12 protein-coding genes are annotated in these 16,287 nt (G+C 40.2%); 6 read left to right on the top strand and 6 right to left on the bottom strand.

The genetic code is table 11. The features are described 5' to 3' along the window. Nucleotides 1-101 precede the first annotated feature (101 nt). Nucleotides 102-2,261, top strand: coding sequence for an ATP-binding protein (locus KAN5_RS13750; protein WP_016710520.1), 2,160 nt, complete (start codon nucleotides 102-104; stop codon nucleotides 2,259-2,261). Nucleotides 2,262-2,532: 271 nt separating this feature from the next. Here the strand turns inward: KAN5_RS13750 and KAN5_RS13755 are convergent, their stop codons facing one another. From KAN5_RS13755 to KAN5_RS13765, 3 genes are all read right to left on the bottom strand, one after another. Next, nucleotides 2,533-4,050, bottom strand: a complete 1,518-nt coding sequence (locus tag KAN5_RS13755) for an SIR2 family protein (RefSeq protein ID WP_138555637.1) — start codon at nucleotides 4,048-4,050, stop codon at nucleotides 2,533-2,535. 117 nt (nucleotides 4,051-4,167) lie between these two features. Further along, entirely contained in the window at nucleotides 4,168-4,740 is a 573-nt protein-coding gene (locus tag KAN5_RS13760; protein WP_138555636.1) for a hypothetical protein, read from the bottom strand. Nucleotides 4,741-5,277: 537 nt separating this feature from the next. Continuing rightward, nucleotides 5,278-6,693: a mannose-1-phosphate guanylyltransferase/mannose-6-phosphate isomerase gene (locus tag KAN5_RS13765; protein WP_138555635.1), complete on the bottom strand. Its 1,416-nt coding sequence runs from the start codon at nucleotides 6,691-6,693 to the stop codon at nucleotides 5,278-5,280. A gap of 151 nt (nucleotides 6,694-6,844) precedes the next feature. On the opposite strand from KAN5_RS13765, the gene KAN5_RS13770 reads away from it, so the two are divergent. Then, entirely contained in the window at nucleotides 6,845-7,321 is a 477-nt protein-coding gene (locus tag KAN5_RS13770; RefSeq protein ID WP_244389931.1) for an RNA-binding protein, read from the top strand. Here the strand turns inward: KAN5_RS13770 and KAN5_RS13775 are convergent, their stop codons facing one another. Together KAN5_RS13775 and KAN5_RS13780 are read right to left on the bottom strand one after the other, a co-directional pair. After that, entirely contained in the window at nucleotides 7,322-8,437 is a 1,116-nt protein-coding gene (locus tag KAN5_RS13775) for an aminotransferase class V-fold PLP-dependent enzyme (RefSeq protein WP_016710525.1), read from the bottom strand. 1 nt (nucleotide 8,438) lies between these two features. Beyond that, on the bottom strand, nucleotides 8,439-9,611 hold the full coding sequence (locus tag KAN5_RS13780) for a monodechloroaminopyrrolnitrin synthase PrnB family protein (protein WP_029216289.1): 1,173 nt from the start codon (nucleotides 9,609-9,611) through the stop codon (nucleotides 8,439-8,441). 145 nt (nucleotides 9,612-9,756) lie between these two features. Between KAN5_RS13780 and KAN5_RS13785 the strand changes: the two genes are divergently transcribed. The 4 genes from KAN5_RS13785 to KAN5_RS13800 all read left to right on the top strand — a co-directional run bounded on the left by KAN5_RS13785 (nucleotide 9,757) and on the right by KAN5_RS13800 (nucleotide 15,512). Further along, nucleotides 9,757-10,215 (top strand): Lrp/AsnC family transcriptional regulator, encoded by a 459-nt coding sequence (locus KAN5_RS13785; RefSeq protein WP_029216290.1) that lies wholly within the window; start codon nucleotides 9,757-9,759, stop codon nucleotides 10,213-10,215. A 74-nt stretch (nucleotides 10,216-10,289) separates the two neighbouring features. Then, complete coding sequence (locus KAN5_RS13790; RefSeq protein ID WP_244389932.1) at nucleotides 10,290-13,016, top strand: CHASE domain-containing protein; 2,727 nt, start codon at nucleotides 10,290-10,292, stop codon at nucleotides 13,014-13,016. Beyond that, the gene (locus tag KAN5_RS13795; protein WP_347881501.1) at nucleotides 13,006-14,370 is read left to right on the top strand and encodes an alpha/beta fold hydrolase; all 1,365 of its coding nucleotides are present in this window, start codon (nucleotides 13,006-13,008) and stop codon (nucleotides 14,368-14,370) included. The genes KAN5_RS13790 and KAN5_RS13795 overlap by 11 nt, the downstream gene beginning before the upstream one ends. After that, complete coding sequence (locus KAN5_RS13800) at nucleotides 14,370-15,512, top strand: GNAT family N-acetyltransferase (protein ID WP_244389933.1); 1,143 nt, start codon at nucleotides 14,370-14,372, stop codon at nucleotides 15,510-15,512. The genes KAN5_RS13795 and KAN5_RS13800 overlap by 1 nt, the downstream gene beginning before the upstream one ends. Here the strand turns inward: KAN5_RS13800 and KAN5_RS13805 are convergent. Further along, nucleotides 15,509-16,105, bottom strand: coding sequence for a DUF938 domain-containing protein (locus KAN5_RS13805; protein WP_016710531.1), 597 nt, complete (start codon nucleotides 16,103-16,105; stop codon nucleotides 15,509-15,511). The genes KAN5_RS13800 and KAN5_RS13805 overlap by 4 nt on opposite strands. Nucleotides 16,106-16,287: the final 182 nt, after the last annotated feature.

The following is a 16,287-nucleotide window of genomic DNA, read 5'->3' on the forward strand; positions in this document are numbered from 1 at the left end:
GTACTTTGTTACCTGTTTTTCATTTCTATCCGCCAGCTTATTTGCTAACACTGGCAATTGCCATTATTCTAATCCCGTTACCGAAACAGCTTGGAATATGCATGCTCGACTCCCTCACATTGTATTTTGCTAGTGCTGCCATGATGGCTGTAATGGCACTGCTTAATTTTTTAACTTGGCGCGCGAACAAACACACTCCCGGCACTATGCTCTACATATTCTATCCATTAGTGTTGTTTACGGCATTAATGAGCTTTGCTTTGCATGGATATGTCGATAATCTCATCACTATTATCTTGGCAAACAGTTTATGGTTTAGCGCATCCATTATTCATGCATTAGCAATTAGCCAATTTTTAGGGTATCGCGGTAAAGAATTTCGATTTTTTATAATTGCGACATTACTATGTGGTGCATTGTTGATGTATTTTACGGTCGTCGATTCAAGCTTACGCAATCGTGTACTTGCTTCTGATTTACAACATATCAGCGAAGCACTATTTTTGCTGTATTTGTTTATTCGCTTCGCCCGTAAACCCTACCCCAATGGCAGTATTGTCTACATTTTAATCCTTACTATTATTAGCAGTATTTTTGTCGGGCGTGCTTTTTTAATGGAAGATGTAAACAACTTTACACTATTAAAAGAGAACTGGTTTAGCGTTACTTTACTGGTCAATGGCGTGATCGCTCCCATGTTTTACACCACCGGAATGGCACTATTATGTAACGAACGTCGAGAACAGAATCTCAACCAGTTAACTAATAAAGCGCAAAAGGATCTGGAAATAAGGGGCTTGTTTTTATCAACCATTAGTCATGAGATCCGCACTCCACTCAATGGGATTTTAGGCAGTGCGCAATTGATCTTAAACCAATCAACTGACCCACGAGACAAACCTTACTGTGAAGCCATCATAAACTCAGCTGAATCACTTAATTTACTGGTAGATAAAGTACTTGATTACGCAAGCCTTGATCAGCATAACGAAGCACTCTATGAAGAAGATGTTGAGTTTAGAACTTGGCTACACAACCTGTGTTTATTGTTGAGTCCTCTTGCAGAACAAAAGCGTTTAAAATTTGAATTAATTTACAACCTACCAGAACAGGCTTGTTATTACTGTGATCAGCAAAAACTTCGGCAAATAATTATAAACCTCGTTGGTAATGCGATTAAGTTCACTGATAAAGGTGAGGTTAAAATTCGTGTTGAACTACTTGAAGAGCGCCAACTAGAGCATCATATTCGCATTAGTGTAATTGACTCAGGGCCTGGTATTGAAGATGACGAAATAGAATATCTTACAGAACCTTACGTGCAAAGCAGTGCAGGCAAAGAAAAAGGCGGAACAGGCCTTGGCCTCGCGATCACTAGCCGCCTATTGGCTAAACTAGGCTCGCAACTCGATATTATCAGTGAGCTCGATAAAGGCAGTTCGTTTAGCTTTGACATCGTGTTAGCGCTGGGTGAATTAAGCTTAGTAGAACAGCGCCACCAATCAAAAGACTATTTAACTGGTCTAGATGTATTACTGGTTGAAGATTTAGATTTAAATCAAAAAATAGCCATTGAGTTTATGGCTGATGATGAGCATAAAATCAAACTCGCTCGTGATGGTAAAAGCGCTATCGAGCTGATGCAAACCTACCACTTTGATGTGGTCTTATTGGACATGAACCTGCCCGATCTCACCGGCCAAGAAGTACTTAAAACCCTTAAAGGAATGGAGCATAAAAACCAACGCACGCCAGTATTGGCCTTTACAGCTAGCTTAAGTCCTGACGAGATAAAGGAATACTTTGCACTTGGCATTAAAGACATTGTTGGCAAACCCATCAAGCAACAAAAGTTGCGCCAAGCATTAAGTGATTCACAAAGCAGCCAAGCACCCAGTATTGCGGTAGAGCTTAGTGATGTTTTGTACGACGGTACCGCAGCAGACACACTAAAAAGCTCTTTTAGTGAAGACGAGGTTTCGTCTATTTATAACGAGTTTGTATTATCTGCACGCAATAAATTGATTCGTGCACAACAACTGCTGGAGGAAGATAAAGAACAATGTATAAAGCTACTGCATCGTCAAGCCAGCACTGCATTACAGCTTGGCTTTAACCGCTATGGCAACGAACTAAAAAAAATCGAGCGGCGCTTACTCGATAATAAACCACTTAAAGAATCACTTACTGAAGCCTTAGTGCTGTGGCAAAGTAGCCTTGAGCAGTATTTAAAGTATGTCAGAAGTGAGTTAGCGAGTTAGCGAGTTAGCAAGAGTGAAGTTTCAAGGAAAAAGAAGCAAGGTTAAAGTTTAAAAGATTCCATGCTCTTTAGTTTTAGCAGCTCATATAGAGTCTTGCAGCTTTGACGAGTTGGTTACGCCTTATCGGAAAGACGGTTATGAGCGAAAAGCAGATGGTCAATCAAACTCATTTTTGGACATTTCCGAGTTAGTGTTTTGTTTGTGTCATTTGGAATTCTGATAAATTTATGTATACCGCGCATTCAGCGGTATCGTCCACTGGTATGCCTTATTAGTTTTCTTGTTTAGTTACCTCTCGAATTATTTCTGGGATATCGTCATACGATTCATACCATATAATTGTAACCCCCAGTTCCTTCATAAGTTCCTCGTTAAGAGAATGATGACCGTATAAAAATTTATCAGCAGCACCTGTATTTTGTATGACTTTTGATTTTCTCCCATTTTGAGTCTCATAACAAAACTCACTGGAAGAAAGTCTTTTCATAAACGCAAAATGCTTACTTCTTTCAGTATTTTTCGAAGATATATCGAGCAGCCGCCTCAAATTCGGATCGGTCATTGATAAGCCAACCATAAGGCAATTGCTTTCCCTAAAAGAATTGAGTTGAACTAGATTTGACCAATGATATGAATCTGAATAAATTTGATGATAACCCTCTTCCGAAAAAACTAAGGTTGAGTTATCCAATCCATCATAAGTTTTCCGATCTTCCGGCAAGAAACCATGAACATGATAGACAGGAAGCTCATCGGGGTCATAACTTTCATTATCTGTATAAATGCACCTATGTAATATTGCATTGTTACTTAACTGCCTTTCGAGAAGGTCATCGAAATTGTAAGTAACAACTGATTTCACCTTCGCACCTGTACGTCTCGGTAAACACATGGATGCAATTGACTTTATCAATTCAGAATCTATTGGAAACTTATTGTTTCTGAGCTTGTAGAGATTCTTTGTTACTGCTTCTATAAATTCTTTTGCTTCACCATCCCATTTCGACAGCCCTTTTCGGAGATACCTGGCCGCCATTAATGCTGAAGGCTCATCAATGCTATTCAGTCTGCTGACAAGATCACCAATATCTTTATCTCCCATTGCAACATCATCAAACTCTTGTGTAAGATAAGTAACAAACAATGAATTCAGCAATGTATTCCAATCGGGCATACCGGCACTACTTGAAACACCTGCACCTAGAAGTAATGAGAATTGACCTTTTTTATAACAGCTTTTAAGGTTCTCAACTATTTCTTCTCTCTCATTCTTCCAGTCTCTAATAGGCTTGAATATAGCTGAAGATAACCTCAGGGCAAAAAGGTTATTTGCTATTTTGTTAACTACCTTCCTGTTCTTAGAGGCAATCTTATTTAGCTCTGCAGGTCCCCAAAAAGTTACTTTAAAAGGCAGGTTATTTCGGCTTAATTCATCTTCTACACGAAATAAAAATTTTTCCGATATCGGCTTAGCTGAGATGATAAGAACGTTTTCGAAATTATTCTCGGTATATTCGTTCAGAAGCCTATATATCGACCTCTCTATAAAATGCCTTACAGGCAGCCTAGCTAGATTAAATTTTATTTCTATTAATGTTGGGCCAACAAACTGATCAAATCCATCAGGTGCAAACGCATCTCCGTACTTCATCGAGTCAGTAGCAATCAGAAGTTTCTTTTCTTGACTCTCAATATGATGCTTTAATAAATGCTGGACGAGAGTTTCAAAGGAGTAGTAACTTTTTGGCCCTCCTTCGTCAATACCTGCAATAATGTCATCAATTATCATTTAATTCGCATCCTTTCTAGAAAACTAAACGCCCGCCTAACAGGCCAAAATGCTTGGCTATAATTAACGACGAAGGGGCGCAAGCCAAGCGTTTTGCATCCTTTGTTGAGGTGTTTGTTAGGTGATTGGTTGCCTGTTAAATAAATTGCGAACAATACTCTTACAATTATCTAGTGCCCATTGCCACTCGCCATGAGTTGGGGCGTCACCGTCCCACCATTCCGCGTAGAAGGTTACGTTTCTTAATTTTTCTAAGTCTAATTGCTCTTCTTCGGAAATTAACCCCTTCTCTTGACAAAGAGGAATTAGCTCTGACAAGCTAGGAGAAGGACCAAATCCATGCTCTGGAACCAAGCAAACTAAACCTTGCCTCATGAGCATTCGAGCCAGAACTAAAGTCATCCATTCATTTAAATCTACTGTTTTAAACAAACCATCTAGTGCTTTTGGTTCTATGGCTTTTCTGTGAGTAGCCTGTTTTATCGTTTTATCAACTTCTCCCTTCAACTTCTCTAGTGATAAGCCATTTTTATCAAATTTTATATTTGACAAGTCTTTCCAGACATAAGGTAAAAAAGGACTTAAAACGAAAAATAAAAATAAGAAACTAAGTGGTGATTCATTTTGTGAAGCGGAAAAATACACATGACAAGCAGATATAAATATTACAGCTAACGCATATGCCCTCATAGATTCTCCTTTCGCCTAACATTTTACAGTGCGCTCGTCGCGCATATATTTGCCGATGCCACGCTTATGTATTAATAAATCTATTTTTAACAAATAACGTAATGCATTGCCAACTATAATTTTTTATTGGTGCTAAAGATATTCAGAAAAAAGAAAACACACTCACCATTTCTAAATTATATCGCTGATTATATCTTGGTACGTCAATATTCATTACGCACCGTATAAACGTACCTAAATTGCATCTTGTATCTATTCATAATTAGCGTCACCCTGCCTCAATGGGGGACAACGAAGCCGAATACTTTAATAGAGCATTTAACATTAAACGACTTGGACCGTCTCTTGATTGCTCAAAGCAATCATTAGAGAATTTACCCTAACTCGCTTTGGGGCAGAAACGAGTTACGGTTGAAGGTCAGCTCATGGCACATATGGACAGCCAGATTTGAGCTAAACCTAAAAATCATTTCTGCCATATTAAGTGAATTGTATATCTCACTTTAACCTTGTCACTTTAGCCTTGTTAACTTGCCGCTATCTTCCATACTGATCATCAAAGCGTTCTATGTCGCTTTCATCAAGTATTGCGCCAGTTTGTACTTCTATTACGATCAAAGGCTCACTTTGGGTATTCGCTAAACTGTGCACATGGCCTGCAGCAATATAACAAGATTGATCGGCAGTTAAAGTGCTTGCTTTACCATCAATGGTAACATCAGCAATGCCTGATACCACCACCCAATGCTCCGCACGATGTTGATGACGTTGAGTCGAAAGCTTGCCATTGCTATTAACAATAATCTTTTTAACTTTAAAGCCAACGCCTTCAACTAACACTCGGTAACTGCCCCAAGGTCGATACATAGCTTGATGATGAAGTAGCTTATCACTATGCTTAAAAGCTAATAGTTTTAATAATTCAGGCAATTGATCTAATTGGTTTTTATCTGCCACCAATGTAGCATCATGAGTGTGAATAACGGCTAAATCTTTAACCCCTAACGCTGCAATAGTATGACCGCTTTCACTGTTAAGTAAGTTATTCTCACTATTTAACAACACAGTATCTGCACTTTGATTATTGCCTTGCGTGTCTTTATCAGTGCTTTGCCACAACGCGTTAAAACCACCCACATCATTCCAGTTGAGCGCTAACGGCAGCACTACCACATTTGCACTGCGTTCTAAAATTGCATAATCGACAGAATCACTTGGGCAACTTTTTAAGATGTCGTTATCTGCACGGGTAAAACCTAAATCAACACTAAAATTGGCGGCTTGTGCAATGCAACCGGCTATTTTTGGGGCAAAACGTTCAAGCTCTGCAAGATATGCACGGGGCGTGAATAAAAACATACCGCTATTCCAGCTGTATCCACCACCGGCTAGATATTGCTGGGCCTGCTGTAAGCTGGGCTTTTCTTTAAACTCATCAACTTCATAACAGTTTGAGGCTGCTATTTTAGCTCCTCTTTTGATATAACCGTAACCACAATGAGCAATATCAGGCTCGATTGCAAAAGTAATTAACTTGCCCTGCTGCGCTAATTTTACTGCATCTGGCAGCTGCGCGACTAACAATTCAAAATTATCAATATGATGATCGGCAGGCATCACCAACAAAGGAGTATCCAGCTCTTGCTGCAGCACATAATGTGCCGCAAGGGCTATCGCAGGGGCGGTATTTTTCCCTTCTGGCTCGAGTAACAATGCATTCGGTTGGACATTTATTTGCTGGCATTGGCTACTGACAATAAAACGATGCTGCTCATTACAAACCAAAATAGCATCAGTAAAGCATTCGTTGTCACAGCGTTTTAGGGTGCTCTGTAATAACGATTCATCTCCAAGTAAAGATAAAAACTGCTTTGGCATAGCTTGGCGTGACAATGGCCATAACCGCGACCCTATGCCGCCGGCCAAAATTACGGGAGTGATTGAATGTTTCATAATAGCCAGTACAGTAATGAGAAGAGGGTAGTTTAGCAGATGTTAAGCATCGAAATAACTGCGGTCTGCGAAGTAATCCACCAAAACCCTATTATAGAATTGTTACCTTTACCAACTTCAGGCATTATTATTCTCAATAAACAGCTAATCTGTGACGTCAAATATGGTTCGAGCTATCATCCTAAGCATTGCATTTATCACCATTCCAGCCTTTTCTGCTGTTTATCAATGTACTATTGATGGCGTCGTCACGTTTAGCCAACTCCCCTGTGGTGAAGACGCTAAAGAAATTACTATTCCAGCCACTAATGTAGCGCAAAGTACTGGTGCAAAGCAGGGCAAGACCATTGACGAAGACATAGATAGTTATCTTGCCACGCAAAAAATTGACCGAAACATCGCACTTATCCAGCGTGAAATAAAACAATTGCAAGAGACTTTGGCAGCACAAAAAACTAAAATAAACTATATGACTCAGGATACTGCAAATAGAATGGGGGCAAGCTCAATTGCAGATGCCATTGCACAGCGCACCGCCCAAGTGGAACAACGCATCAAACCGCAAATAGAGCAATATCAACAGCAGCTTGAGGCGTTAAACACCTTGAAAATACAACTAAACCAGTAATTATTTTATTACCTGTTTAACCACTTTTATTAGTTGCTCAATATCGCTACTGTCGTTGTAAATATGCGGTGATACTCGCATCCCGTATGCCCGCACATCAACACTAATATTCGCCTCAGCCAATGCAGCTAAAACCGCAGTTTGTTGCTCGGCAAAATTAATGATTGCCGTGCCACTGCACCTAGCTGGTTCAACTGGCGATACTACATAAGGAGCCAATGCGGTGGTTAATTGCGCAAGCAGCGCTAAATTATGAGTCCGTACCTTATTAATACCTAACCGAGCAAAGTAATGAATACTGTGCCCTGCAATGACAAATGGTGCTATTGAAGGCGTTCCGCCCCAAAAGCGCAGCGCGCTCTCATGATAAACGAAATGATTAATATCAAACTCGAACGGGTTTTGATGAGAAAACCAACCAACATCTTGTGGTTCACACATAGCTAGCTGCGCTTTACTCACCCATAAATAAGCTGCACCAGGACCAGAACAGAGCCATTTAACACTGGAGCCAATCATAAAATCAACGTCAATTTGGCTTAAATCTAACGGCAATATACCCGCCGATTGCGCCACATCAACAATACTTAAGCACCCGATTTGCTTACAGTATTTGCTAATTTCTGCCACAGGCGCTTGCTGCCCTGTATTTGAATAAACATGACTAATAAACACTAAATCAATATCTGGTTTTATATACTGTTGCCATACTGCGCTGTCGGTTAAATCTAGGTGCTCAGGAATAAACTCAATTTTAGCACTACTGGCTAAAGCTTTTTGCATCGCAAACCCCATGCTAGGGAAGTCACTTTGCGCCATTAGCACTTTACAGTCCGCTTGTTGCAACCGAGGGTGAGACATCACAAGCTTAGTTAATGCACTGGAGAGGTTCACTTGTGGGCAAAACTGCTCACTTGGAGAATTAAATAGCAAGCTAAGCGCCGCAGTAAAACGGTTTATAGCTGGTAACCACTGCTGCCAAGGCTCTTTATTACTCGTTTGCCACGGAGCAAAAAAGTGTTGGTTAAAGTCATCTTGACTACTTTTTAATGCCCGACCAACAGAGTGATTTAACAAGTAGCAGCCAGATGCGAGGTTAAAATCATCTTTATACATCTTAATTACCCACCCATTGTTTAAGCTGTGTTAAATCATGATACCGGGTTTTGATATCATCACGCTTTGCTGCTGCTCGACGATCTCTTAATTGCTCAAGTGAATCTAATAACACATGCAATGGCGGGCCGCTGGCGGTCACTTTATTCATATGTTGCTGTTGCATTTGTTGCGCCGGTTGGGCAATAAATTTACTCACCAATTGATTATGATGACCAATTGCCGTATCACCATGAAGTTTACACACTTGAATAAATAACTTAGCGTTGGTTTTAAACCACTCTGTGTGGCGCGCTTCACCTGATGCTAAAAAATCATCCATTAAACTAGGCATGCGCATTGATTCACGTAGTATTTGCTGATCCTCAGGCATCATATATAAAAATTTATCCACCAACATTTGTGAATAACTTGGCTCATTAGCAAAACACAGCCCTAATAACATATCAATCACGTTAATACCGGCAAAATCGCCCGCATTCGCGCCGCGATAAATCTCTTTACCGACCCGATATGGTTTATAGTAAGGACGAACACAAAAGAAGAACCGTTCGGTATCGAGCTGATTATATAGTGCCGTATTTGACTCAATAACATCTACAAGTGCCTGCTTAGCCACTTTTAGCAACTCACCGCACAATGGGTGTGAAATTCCTAACGGCTGAATTTTAAGTAAAGCATCTGCGGCGCGCTTATAGGCTAAAATGCCTTTGGTGTTGTAATCAATAAATAGCTTTTCATCGCTCAGATCAGTAAAGCGCTTATATAAGCCATTTACCGCTTTGTTATGAGTGGTTAAGTGCGCTGTCGCAAAACGTGGCGTTACCCCGATTGACGCACCAATATGCATGGCCAGTGCTGAGGCTTCCACCAGCGGTGACGTTGTTTCTCGTGATGGTTCAGTGATCTCATGGCGCCTACACGCAGCCATAAATAACCCCACATTTCCTAGCAAATCAAAGGCGCGATCAAACCCTTCATCGGTATTGCCCTCGGCCAGTAACTTACGGATATGCGCGTTACCTTCGCTTTCTAGCTGGTGTTTAAATTGCTCCCCAACAAACTCTACATTGGCTTTATCTTCTTGCTGCCAATAAATAACCTCTAACTGACTGTTGATCTCTACAAAGCGGGTTCTGAGCCACTCGTCAAATGCCTGAGTATTATTGCTCATCTGCATAACTCCCCATCAAATATTTATTGCATTTATGTTAACAGATAACATGGAGTACAAATCAGCAAAACCACTAATAAAAAAGCATAAAATTAGTGAAATTCACTCTATAATAAAAATTAAACACGACTTATTGCCATCATTTATGAATCTAGATAAAAAAGATCAACAGCTACTAACCTTGTTACAAAATAATGCGCGCACTGCTGTTTCAGAGCTTGCAACAGCAGTCAGCCTTTCTGACACCCCATGTTTACGGCGTATCAAAAAACTTGAGGCAAGCAAAGTGATCTGCGGCTACCATACCGCTATAAACCCCCGCTCACTTGGCTTAAATGTATTGGTTTATGCATTTGTGCGCTTAAGTCAAAATTCGGTCAGCGCAGCTAATATATTTGAAGAACAAGTTGAAAAGCTTAATCATGTACTTGAATGCTCTGTAATATCTGGCAGCTATGACTATTTATTAAAAATAATTGCAACCGATTTAGAAAGCTATGAAAGCTTTGTAAAACATAAACTGGGGAGTATTAATTGCATCGCGAATATTGAGTCTACGGTAGTTTTAAAGCAGACATTTAGTAAAAAGCAGCTACCGCTTTAAAAAATAACACTATTTAATGCTGATTCGCTATACTGAAAAATCTTCTATAAAAATAATTTTCAACAAGGAAGCATGTGAAGATCTTTCGCTCAACATTGAACTCGTTTGTTTTTTACATACTTTTTGCTGTCGCGTATTTTACAGCTGGTAAATTACTGACAAACTTTGCTTTTCAATCACAAGTTATCCCTATTTGGATACCAGCAGGAATTGCGTTGGTTGGCTGCTTTATTTGGTGGTGGCGCTTCATTCCTGCGTTGTTTATTGCCTCTGTTGCATTTAATTTGAGCATCAACGATAACGCCATCAATGACCAAGTGTTGATTGGCAGTACTTTAAACGAAGTGGCATTAATTGGCTTAGGAGTGATTTTGCAAGCCCTCGTTGGTGCTGCTTTACTGAGATATTGGTTAGGAAATCCTCTGCATTTAAAGAAACGCCAATCAATTATTTATTTCATTGCAGTTGTTGGTATTGCCGTTAGTCTTATATCAGCCAATATTGGGGTGTTTGCATTAAGTGAATTTAACCCTGCGTATAGTGCCGCTAACCATTGGCAAAATGTTATTTATTGGTGGCTCGGAGACGCCCTTGGCGTACTCATTGCCACGCCATTTTTATTAGCATTATTACAACCTACATTTAAACAGCGCTATGTTTCTCCATTACCGACGATTGCTGTCTGTTCTGTATTATTTGTCTCAGTAGCTTTAACAACCAAACTCTACAATCAAGAAAGTTATTCCAACGCTATACAAATTGCAAAGCGCGAAACGTCCATCATTGAAAACAGCTTACTTCGTCATTTAAATCTCAGCCAAATTGCGGTGCAGAGCCTCGCAAGCCAAATCCAATCAACCCCGACGGTCAGTAAGCAAGAGTTCGACAGTTACAGTGCAAAATTACTGGCTGAACACTCTTTTATCAAAGCATTTTCTTGGAATCGAAAAATCTCACCCGATCAAGTCGTTGCTTTTAATACCCGCTTAAGCGAACTGTATGAGCCCTTTAGCTTAACTCCTCGTGTTACGGGGGCGCCATTAGCAGATGACGATCCTCTTGTAGTCGTTACCTATATAGCTCCGCTTGCAGGCAATGAATCAGTTATTGGCTTTAATTTATTTTCCCGCGAAGATCGTCGTGAAACTTTACTCGACCCGCGAATTAAGAATCACCCTGTTAGCACCAAAATAATTCAACTTGTGCAAACAAAACAGCCTGAGCCCGCTTATTTATTATTTGCTCCAGTGTACCAACAAAATAATGAGGTCGCGTCTATCAAGGGTTACGCTACTGGGGTGTTTTTAGTGGAGAATATGATCGCGCAATCACTTTCTATCGCCCAGAATGAAATGTTTAATATCTCTATTTATGAATCGCCAAGTAGCCCTCCTTTTTATAATAACGCTCAAAATGTGCCAACAAACACGAACAAATTAACAACCATTGAGATTAATTTTGCCGGGCAAACTTGGTTCGTCGATTTAACCATCAAAGATGAATTCTTACCCCATCAAAACAATAACATGACCCTCTTTTTACTTATTTTGCAGGTCATTGTCAGCTCACTAATTTTGCTGATCCTGTTATTGTTTAATTATCAACATAGTGCCCTCTCACGTTTAGTCGCTGAGCGAACCCGATCATTAGTCAAAGCTAAAAAGCAATCCGATTTAGCGAACCAAGCGAAGAGCCGCTTTTTGGCAAATATGAGCCATGAGATTCGTACCCCACTGAATGCCGTAATAGGGTTTTCCACACTCGCGAAAAATGAAGACAGCGTCGAAACCTTAAGTGGTTATCTTCATAAAATTAATTTGTCCTCAAAATCATTATTAAGCCTGATTAATGACATACTCGACATCTCTAAAATTGAATCACAAAAGCTCACTTTAGAAGTCGCTCCATTTGATTTAAATAATTTACTTGATCGGATCAACAGCATGTTTGAACAAAGTGCACAGCAAAAAGGTATTGGTTGGAAGATTGATAATAACTTACCAATCGATACTTGGTTTGAAGGTGATGTTATGCGGATCGAGCAAATTTTATTAAACTTATGCAGTAACGCCATTAAATTCACCTCAGAAGGTGAAGTAAAGCTCAGTGCATCTAGCAAGAAGCTATCCGAACAACGTCTGCAAGTTGCCCTTGCAATTTCAGACACAGGTATCGGAATTGCAGCAACTGAGCAAAGTAAATTATTTGATGCCTTTACTCAGGCTGATAATTCAACATCCCGTAAGTTTGGGGGAACAGGGTTGGGGTTAACAATCGCAAAGGAACTCAGTTTACTTATGTCAGGAGACATTAGTATTCAAAGTGAAGTTGGTAAAGGCTCTACGTTTACTCTTTGTGTCGAATTAAATAGCTGCGCGGCACAACCAACGGCGCCTCAAAAATCGCCCCAACATGTTGACCTAAGCCGATTAAAAATATTGGTTGCAGAAGACAATAGTGTTAATCAACTCGTCATAAAAGCAATGCTTGGCTCTTTGGGGATCACCCCAACAGTGGTAGAAAATGGGGAGCTTGCTGTAGCACAAATCAAAATGCATGACTTTGATTTAGTTTTAATGGACTGCCAAATGCCAGTCATGGATGGTTATCAAGCAACGGCCCTGATACGGAAAATTAAAAACGCCGAGCAATTACCTATTATTGCGTTAACCGCTGATGTTATGCCTGAAGATAAAGCTCACGCTTTAGCAATTGGCTTTAATCAACATCTTGCAAAACCACTCGAACTCGATAAGCTAACCGAGTGCCTAATCAATTATGTAGATGTTTATGAATCTTAATGGAATATTACTCACTCTTGTTTTACTAATGACGTCTAGCTTTGCTATCAGCCAAACCAACTGCGTGACCCAGTTAACTGATTTAAACTATATAATGAAAAGCAAACAACAAGGGCTTTTGCGGTTCGAGAAAAATAAGCCGACCACTGAGTTTGCCTATCAAACAACACCGGCATACAGTGACTACCTAAACTTCGCATATCAGTCTATTTTGCATGCTAACCCTCGTGCTTCGATGCCTTGCCCTATTCAAACCGAAACCTATCAGCTGTTAGTTAAGCAACAGCAACGACCAAGTACACCAAACATTGTCGACCTTATCGCACCTTTTGAGTTGCGCCAAAACAATACTAAAAAAGCGGTATTGTTAATTCACGGCCTGACAGACTCACCGTTTACTTTTCATGACTTAGCAAAAGTTTACTTTGAACAAGGTTACAACGTACGAACTTTATTATTACCCGGTCATGGGACAGCCGCAGACGCGTTGAGCAGCGTTACAGCCAAGCAATGGCAACAAGCGGTAGACTATGCGATTACTCGTACCAGCCAGGATTTCGAGCAGGTTATATTAGGCGGTTATTCAACAGGTGCCGCTCTTTTACTTAATTCTTTAACGCTTAACCCAATCAATACAAGAATAACTGCGCTGATGTTGTTTTCGCCTGCCACCGAGCCACACAATAAAAATGGCTGGCTTGCCAAATGGATTGACCGTATCCCTTTTGTTAATTGGATAGATAAAGACGCCGACATTGATTTTGCTAAGTATGAGTCTTTTCCTTTTAATGCTGCGGCAGCTGCTGATGATGCAATGAGCAATATTGCGCTGCATAAATTAACTCAGCGACCATTACCCAATCTACCTATTTTTTCCGTAATGAGTGGTGTAGATACCACTATTGATACACGTGCCTCATTGCAATTATTAAGCACATTACATGATGTAACAGTACGCCCCGCCAACCGGTTAGATACATTGATTTATTATGGCGACAAAAAAATCATGAACAGTGATTTCCCCACAGATTACACAGTCATAAATCCACAATGCCAAAATGCAAGTTGTAAGCATATTCATGGTATTTCTCATATTGCCGTGGTTAACTCACCTAACAACCCGCATTATGGTGCGCAAGCTCATTACCGTAATTGTGGCAGTTACCTTGATGACGACGCCCTGTACTCAAGCTGTAAAACCACGAATGAGCCAAATATTGGCGAACGTACGGCAGAAAATATTGCAAGGTTTCCAACCTTTCAACGGCTCACTTATAACCCCTACTTTGATGAGCAAGCAGGGTATATCAAACGATTCATAGAGCAGGTTGAAAACTTGCAAGGCAAACAATAATGACCGCATTTAGCCATCGTTGGTTCACCAGTATTAATGAAATAGATGCGAGTGTTTGGAAATCATTTTTTGCAACAAACCCATTTACCGAACATGCCTTTTTATTTGCTTTAGAGCAGAGCCAGTGTGTATCTGCTGAAACTGGTTGGCAACCACATCATTTAGCGGTGTATGAAAATAACACTCTGGTCGCACTTGCGCCTGGTTATCTAAAAAGTCACTCTTACGGTGAGTATGTATTCGATTGGGCGTGGGCCGAGGCTTACCAACAACATGGCTTAGAGTATTATCCTAAATGGCTTTGTGGCTCTCCTTTTAGCCCCATTGAAGGACCACGCATTGCTGTTGCCTGCACACAACCAGAGCAAGTATATCTGTATATTACGGAGTTATTAACAACTCACTGCCAGCAACAAGGGTGGTCGGGTTGGCATATTAATTTTTGTACGCAACAGCAAGCCTCACAACTGACAGCCCATCATGGGATGCATCGCATAGGCGTGCAATTTCAATGGCAGAATCATGGATATGCTAACTTTGATGACTTTTTAGCCAAAATGACTGCACGAAAACGCAAAGTATTAAAAAAAGAGCGCAGTAAAATAGCCCAGCAAAACATCACTATTAAGTGGCTGCAAGGTGAACAAATTACACTTGCTGTTATGAGTCAGTTTTGTGAGTTCTATCAGCGCACTTACCTAAAGCGTTCTGGTCATATGGGGTATTTAAGTCATGATTTTTTTGTGCTGTTACACACGCTTATGGCAGATAAATTAGTGATTATGCATGCAATACGTGGCGATGAAGTGATCGCTGCAACACTGAGCTTTAAAAGCACTGACACTTTATATGGGCGCTATTGGGGAGCTTTAGAGGAAGTAGACTGCCTACACTTTGAGCTGTGCTATTACCAAGGGATTGAGTATTGTATTCAGCAGCAATTAAATTGCTTTCACTCCGGCGCACAAGGCGAGCATAAAATAGCGCGCGGATTTGCTCCTGTATTTACTCACTCAGTGCACCACGTTCTCGATGCAGATTTTAGTCCTGCGATTGCCGATTACTTAAAGCGCGAGCAGCAACATTTACGTATTTACCACCAGCAATGCACTGAGTTATTACCCTTTAAAAGTGCCACTTAAGAACGATACCGCTTAAACATCAATAGTTGATTATTCGCAGGCATAGCAATGTCATTTACTAACATTAACCCTGCTGACATAGCTAATTGTTGGATCCACTCAAAGTCACGAATACCACTTAAATTATCTTGTTGTTTTAAAAACTCATCAAAACGCTGATTACTTTCACTGGTAAAGTGCCCCTGATATTTAAACGGCCCATAAATACATAACATGCCTTGTGCTGCTAAATGCTGTTCAACCCCATTAAAAAATCGCTCAACGAGTGCTTTGCTAACTATATGTAACGTGTTGGCAGTGTAAATCGCGTTGACCTTTTTAACCGGCCATGGCTCATTTAAATCAAGCTCTATCGGCTCATGTAAATTAGCTAACTGTGCCTCAGCAAGCCATTGCTTGATGCCATAGTGATTGATCAACCGATCACTTGTGTACCATTGTAAGTGCGGTAAATGTGCAGCAAAGTGCACGCTATGCTGACCCGTGCCTGAGCCAATTTCTAACACGTTATCAATATCAGCAAAGTAGCCTTTTAGCTCGCTAAGAATAGGAGATTTATTATTTTCACAGGCCTGAGAGAAAGGTTTATCCATGCAAATTTGTGCACCATGTTTGGTAATTAATGCACAACAGTAAAGCAAAAATATAAAACGATGTCTTGTCCTAATTTATTAAAAACCAAATAACTCACTTTAATTCATAGAGTTAAAAATTTTAATAATCATTGGTACGAGTTATGCTTTTACTAGTGTGAATCAACCAAATGGAGAACATT

Origin of the sequence: Pseudoalteromonas sp. KAN5, assembly GCF_022846535.1 — a bacterium.
GTDB lineage: Bacteria > Pseudomonadota > Gammaproteobacteria > Enterobacterales > Alteromonadaceae > Pseudoalteromonas > Pseudoalteromonas haloplanktis.

Coding starts and splice junctions, on each gene's coding strand:
- KAN5_RS13805 (WP_016710531.1), bottom strand. CDS start 16,105: ATGGATAAACCTTTCTCTCAGGCCTGTGAAAATAATAAATCTCCTATT.
- KAN5_RS13750 (WP_016710520.1), top strand. CDS start 102: ATGCTCGACTCCCTCACATTGTATTTTGCTAGTGCTGCCATGATGGCT.
- KAN5_RS13765 (WP_138555635.1), bottom strand. CDS start 6,693: ATGAAACATTCAATCACTCCCGTAATTTTGGCCGGCGGCATAGGGTCG.
- KAN5_RS13785 (WP_029216290.1), top strand. CDS start 9,757: ATGAATCTAGATAAAAAAGATCAACAGCTACTAACCTTGTTACAAAAT.
- KAN5_RS13755 (WP_138555637.1), bottom strand. CDS start 4,050: ATGATAATTGATGACATTATTGCAGGTATTGACGAAGGAGGGCCAAAA.
- KAN5_RS13760 (WP_138555636.1), bottom strand. CDS start 4,740: ATGAGGGCATATGCGTTAGCTGTAATATTTATATCTGCTTGTCATGTG.
- KAN5_RS13800 (WP_244389933.1), top strand. CDS start 14,370: ATGACCGCATTTAGCCATCGTTGGTTCACCAGTATTAATGAAATAGAT.
- KAN5_RS13780 (WP_029216289.1), bottom strand. CDS start 9,611: ATGAGCAATAATACTCAGGCATTTGACGAGTGGCTCAGAACCCGCTTT.
- KAN5_RS13795 (WP_347881501.1), top strand. CDS start 13,006: ATGAATCTTAATGGAATATTACTCACTCTTGTTTTACTAATGACGTCT.
- KAN5_RS13775 (WP_016710525.1), bottom strand. CDS start 8,437: ATGTATAAAGATGATTTTAACCTCGCATCTGGCTGCTACTTGTTAAAT.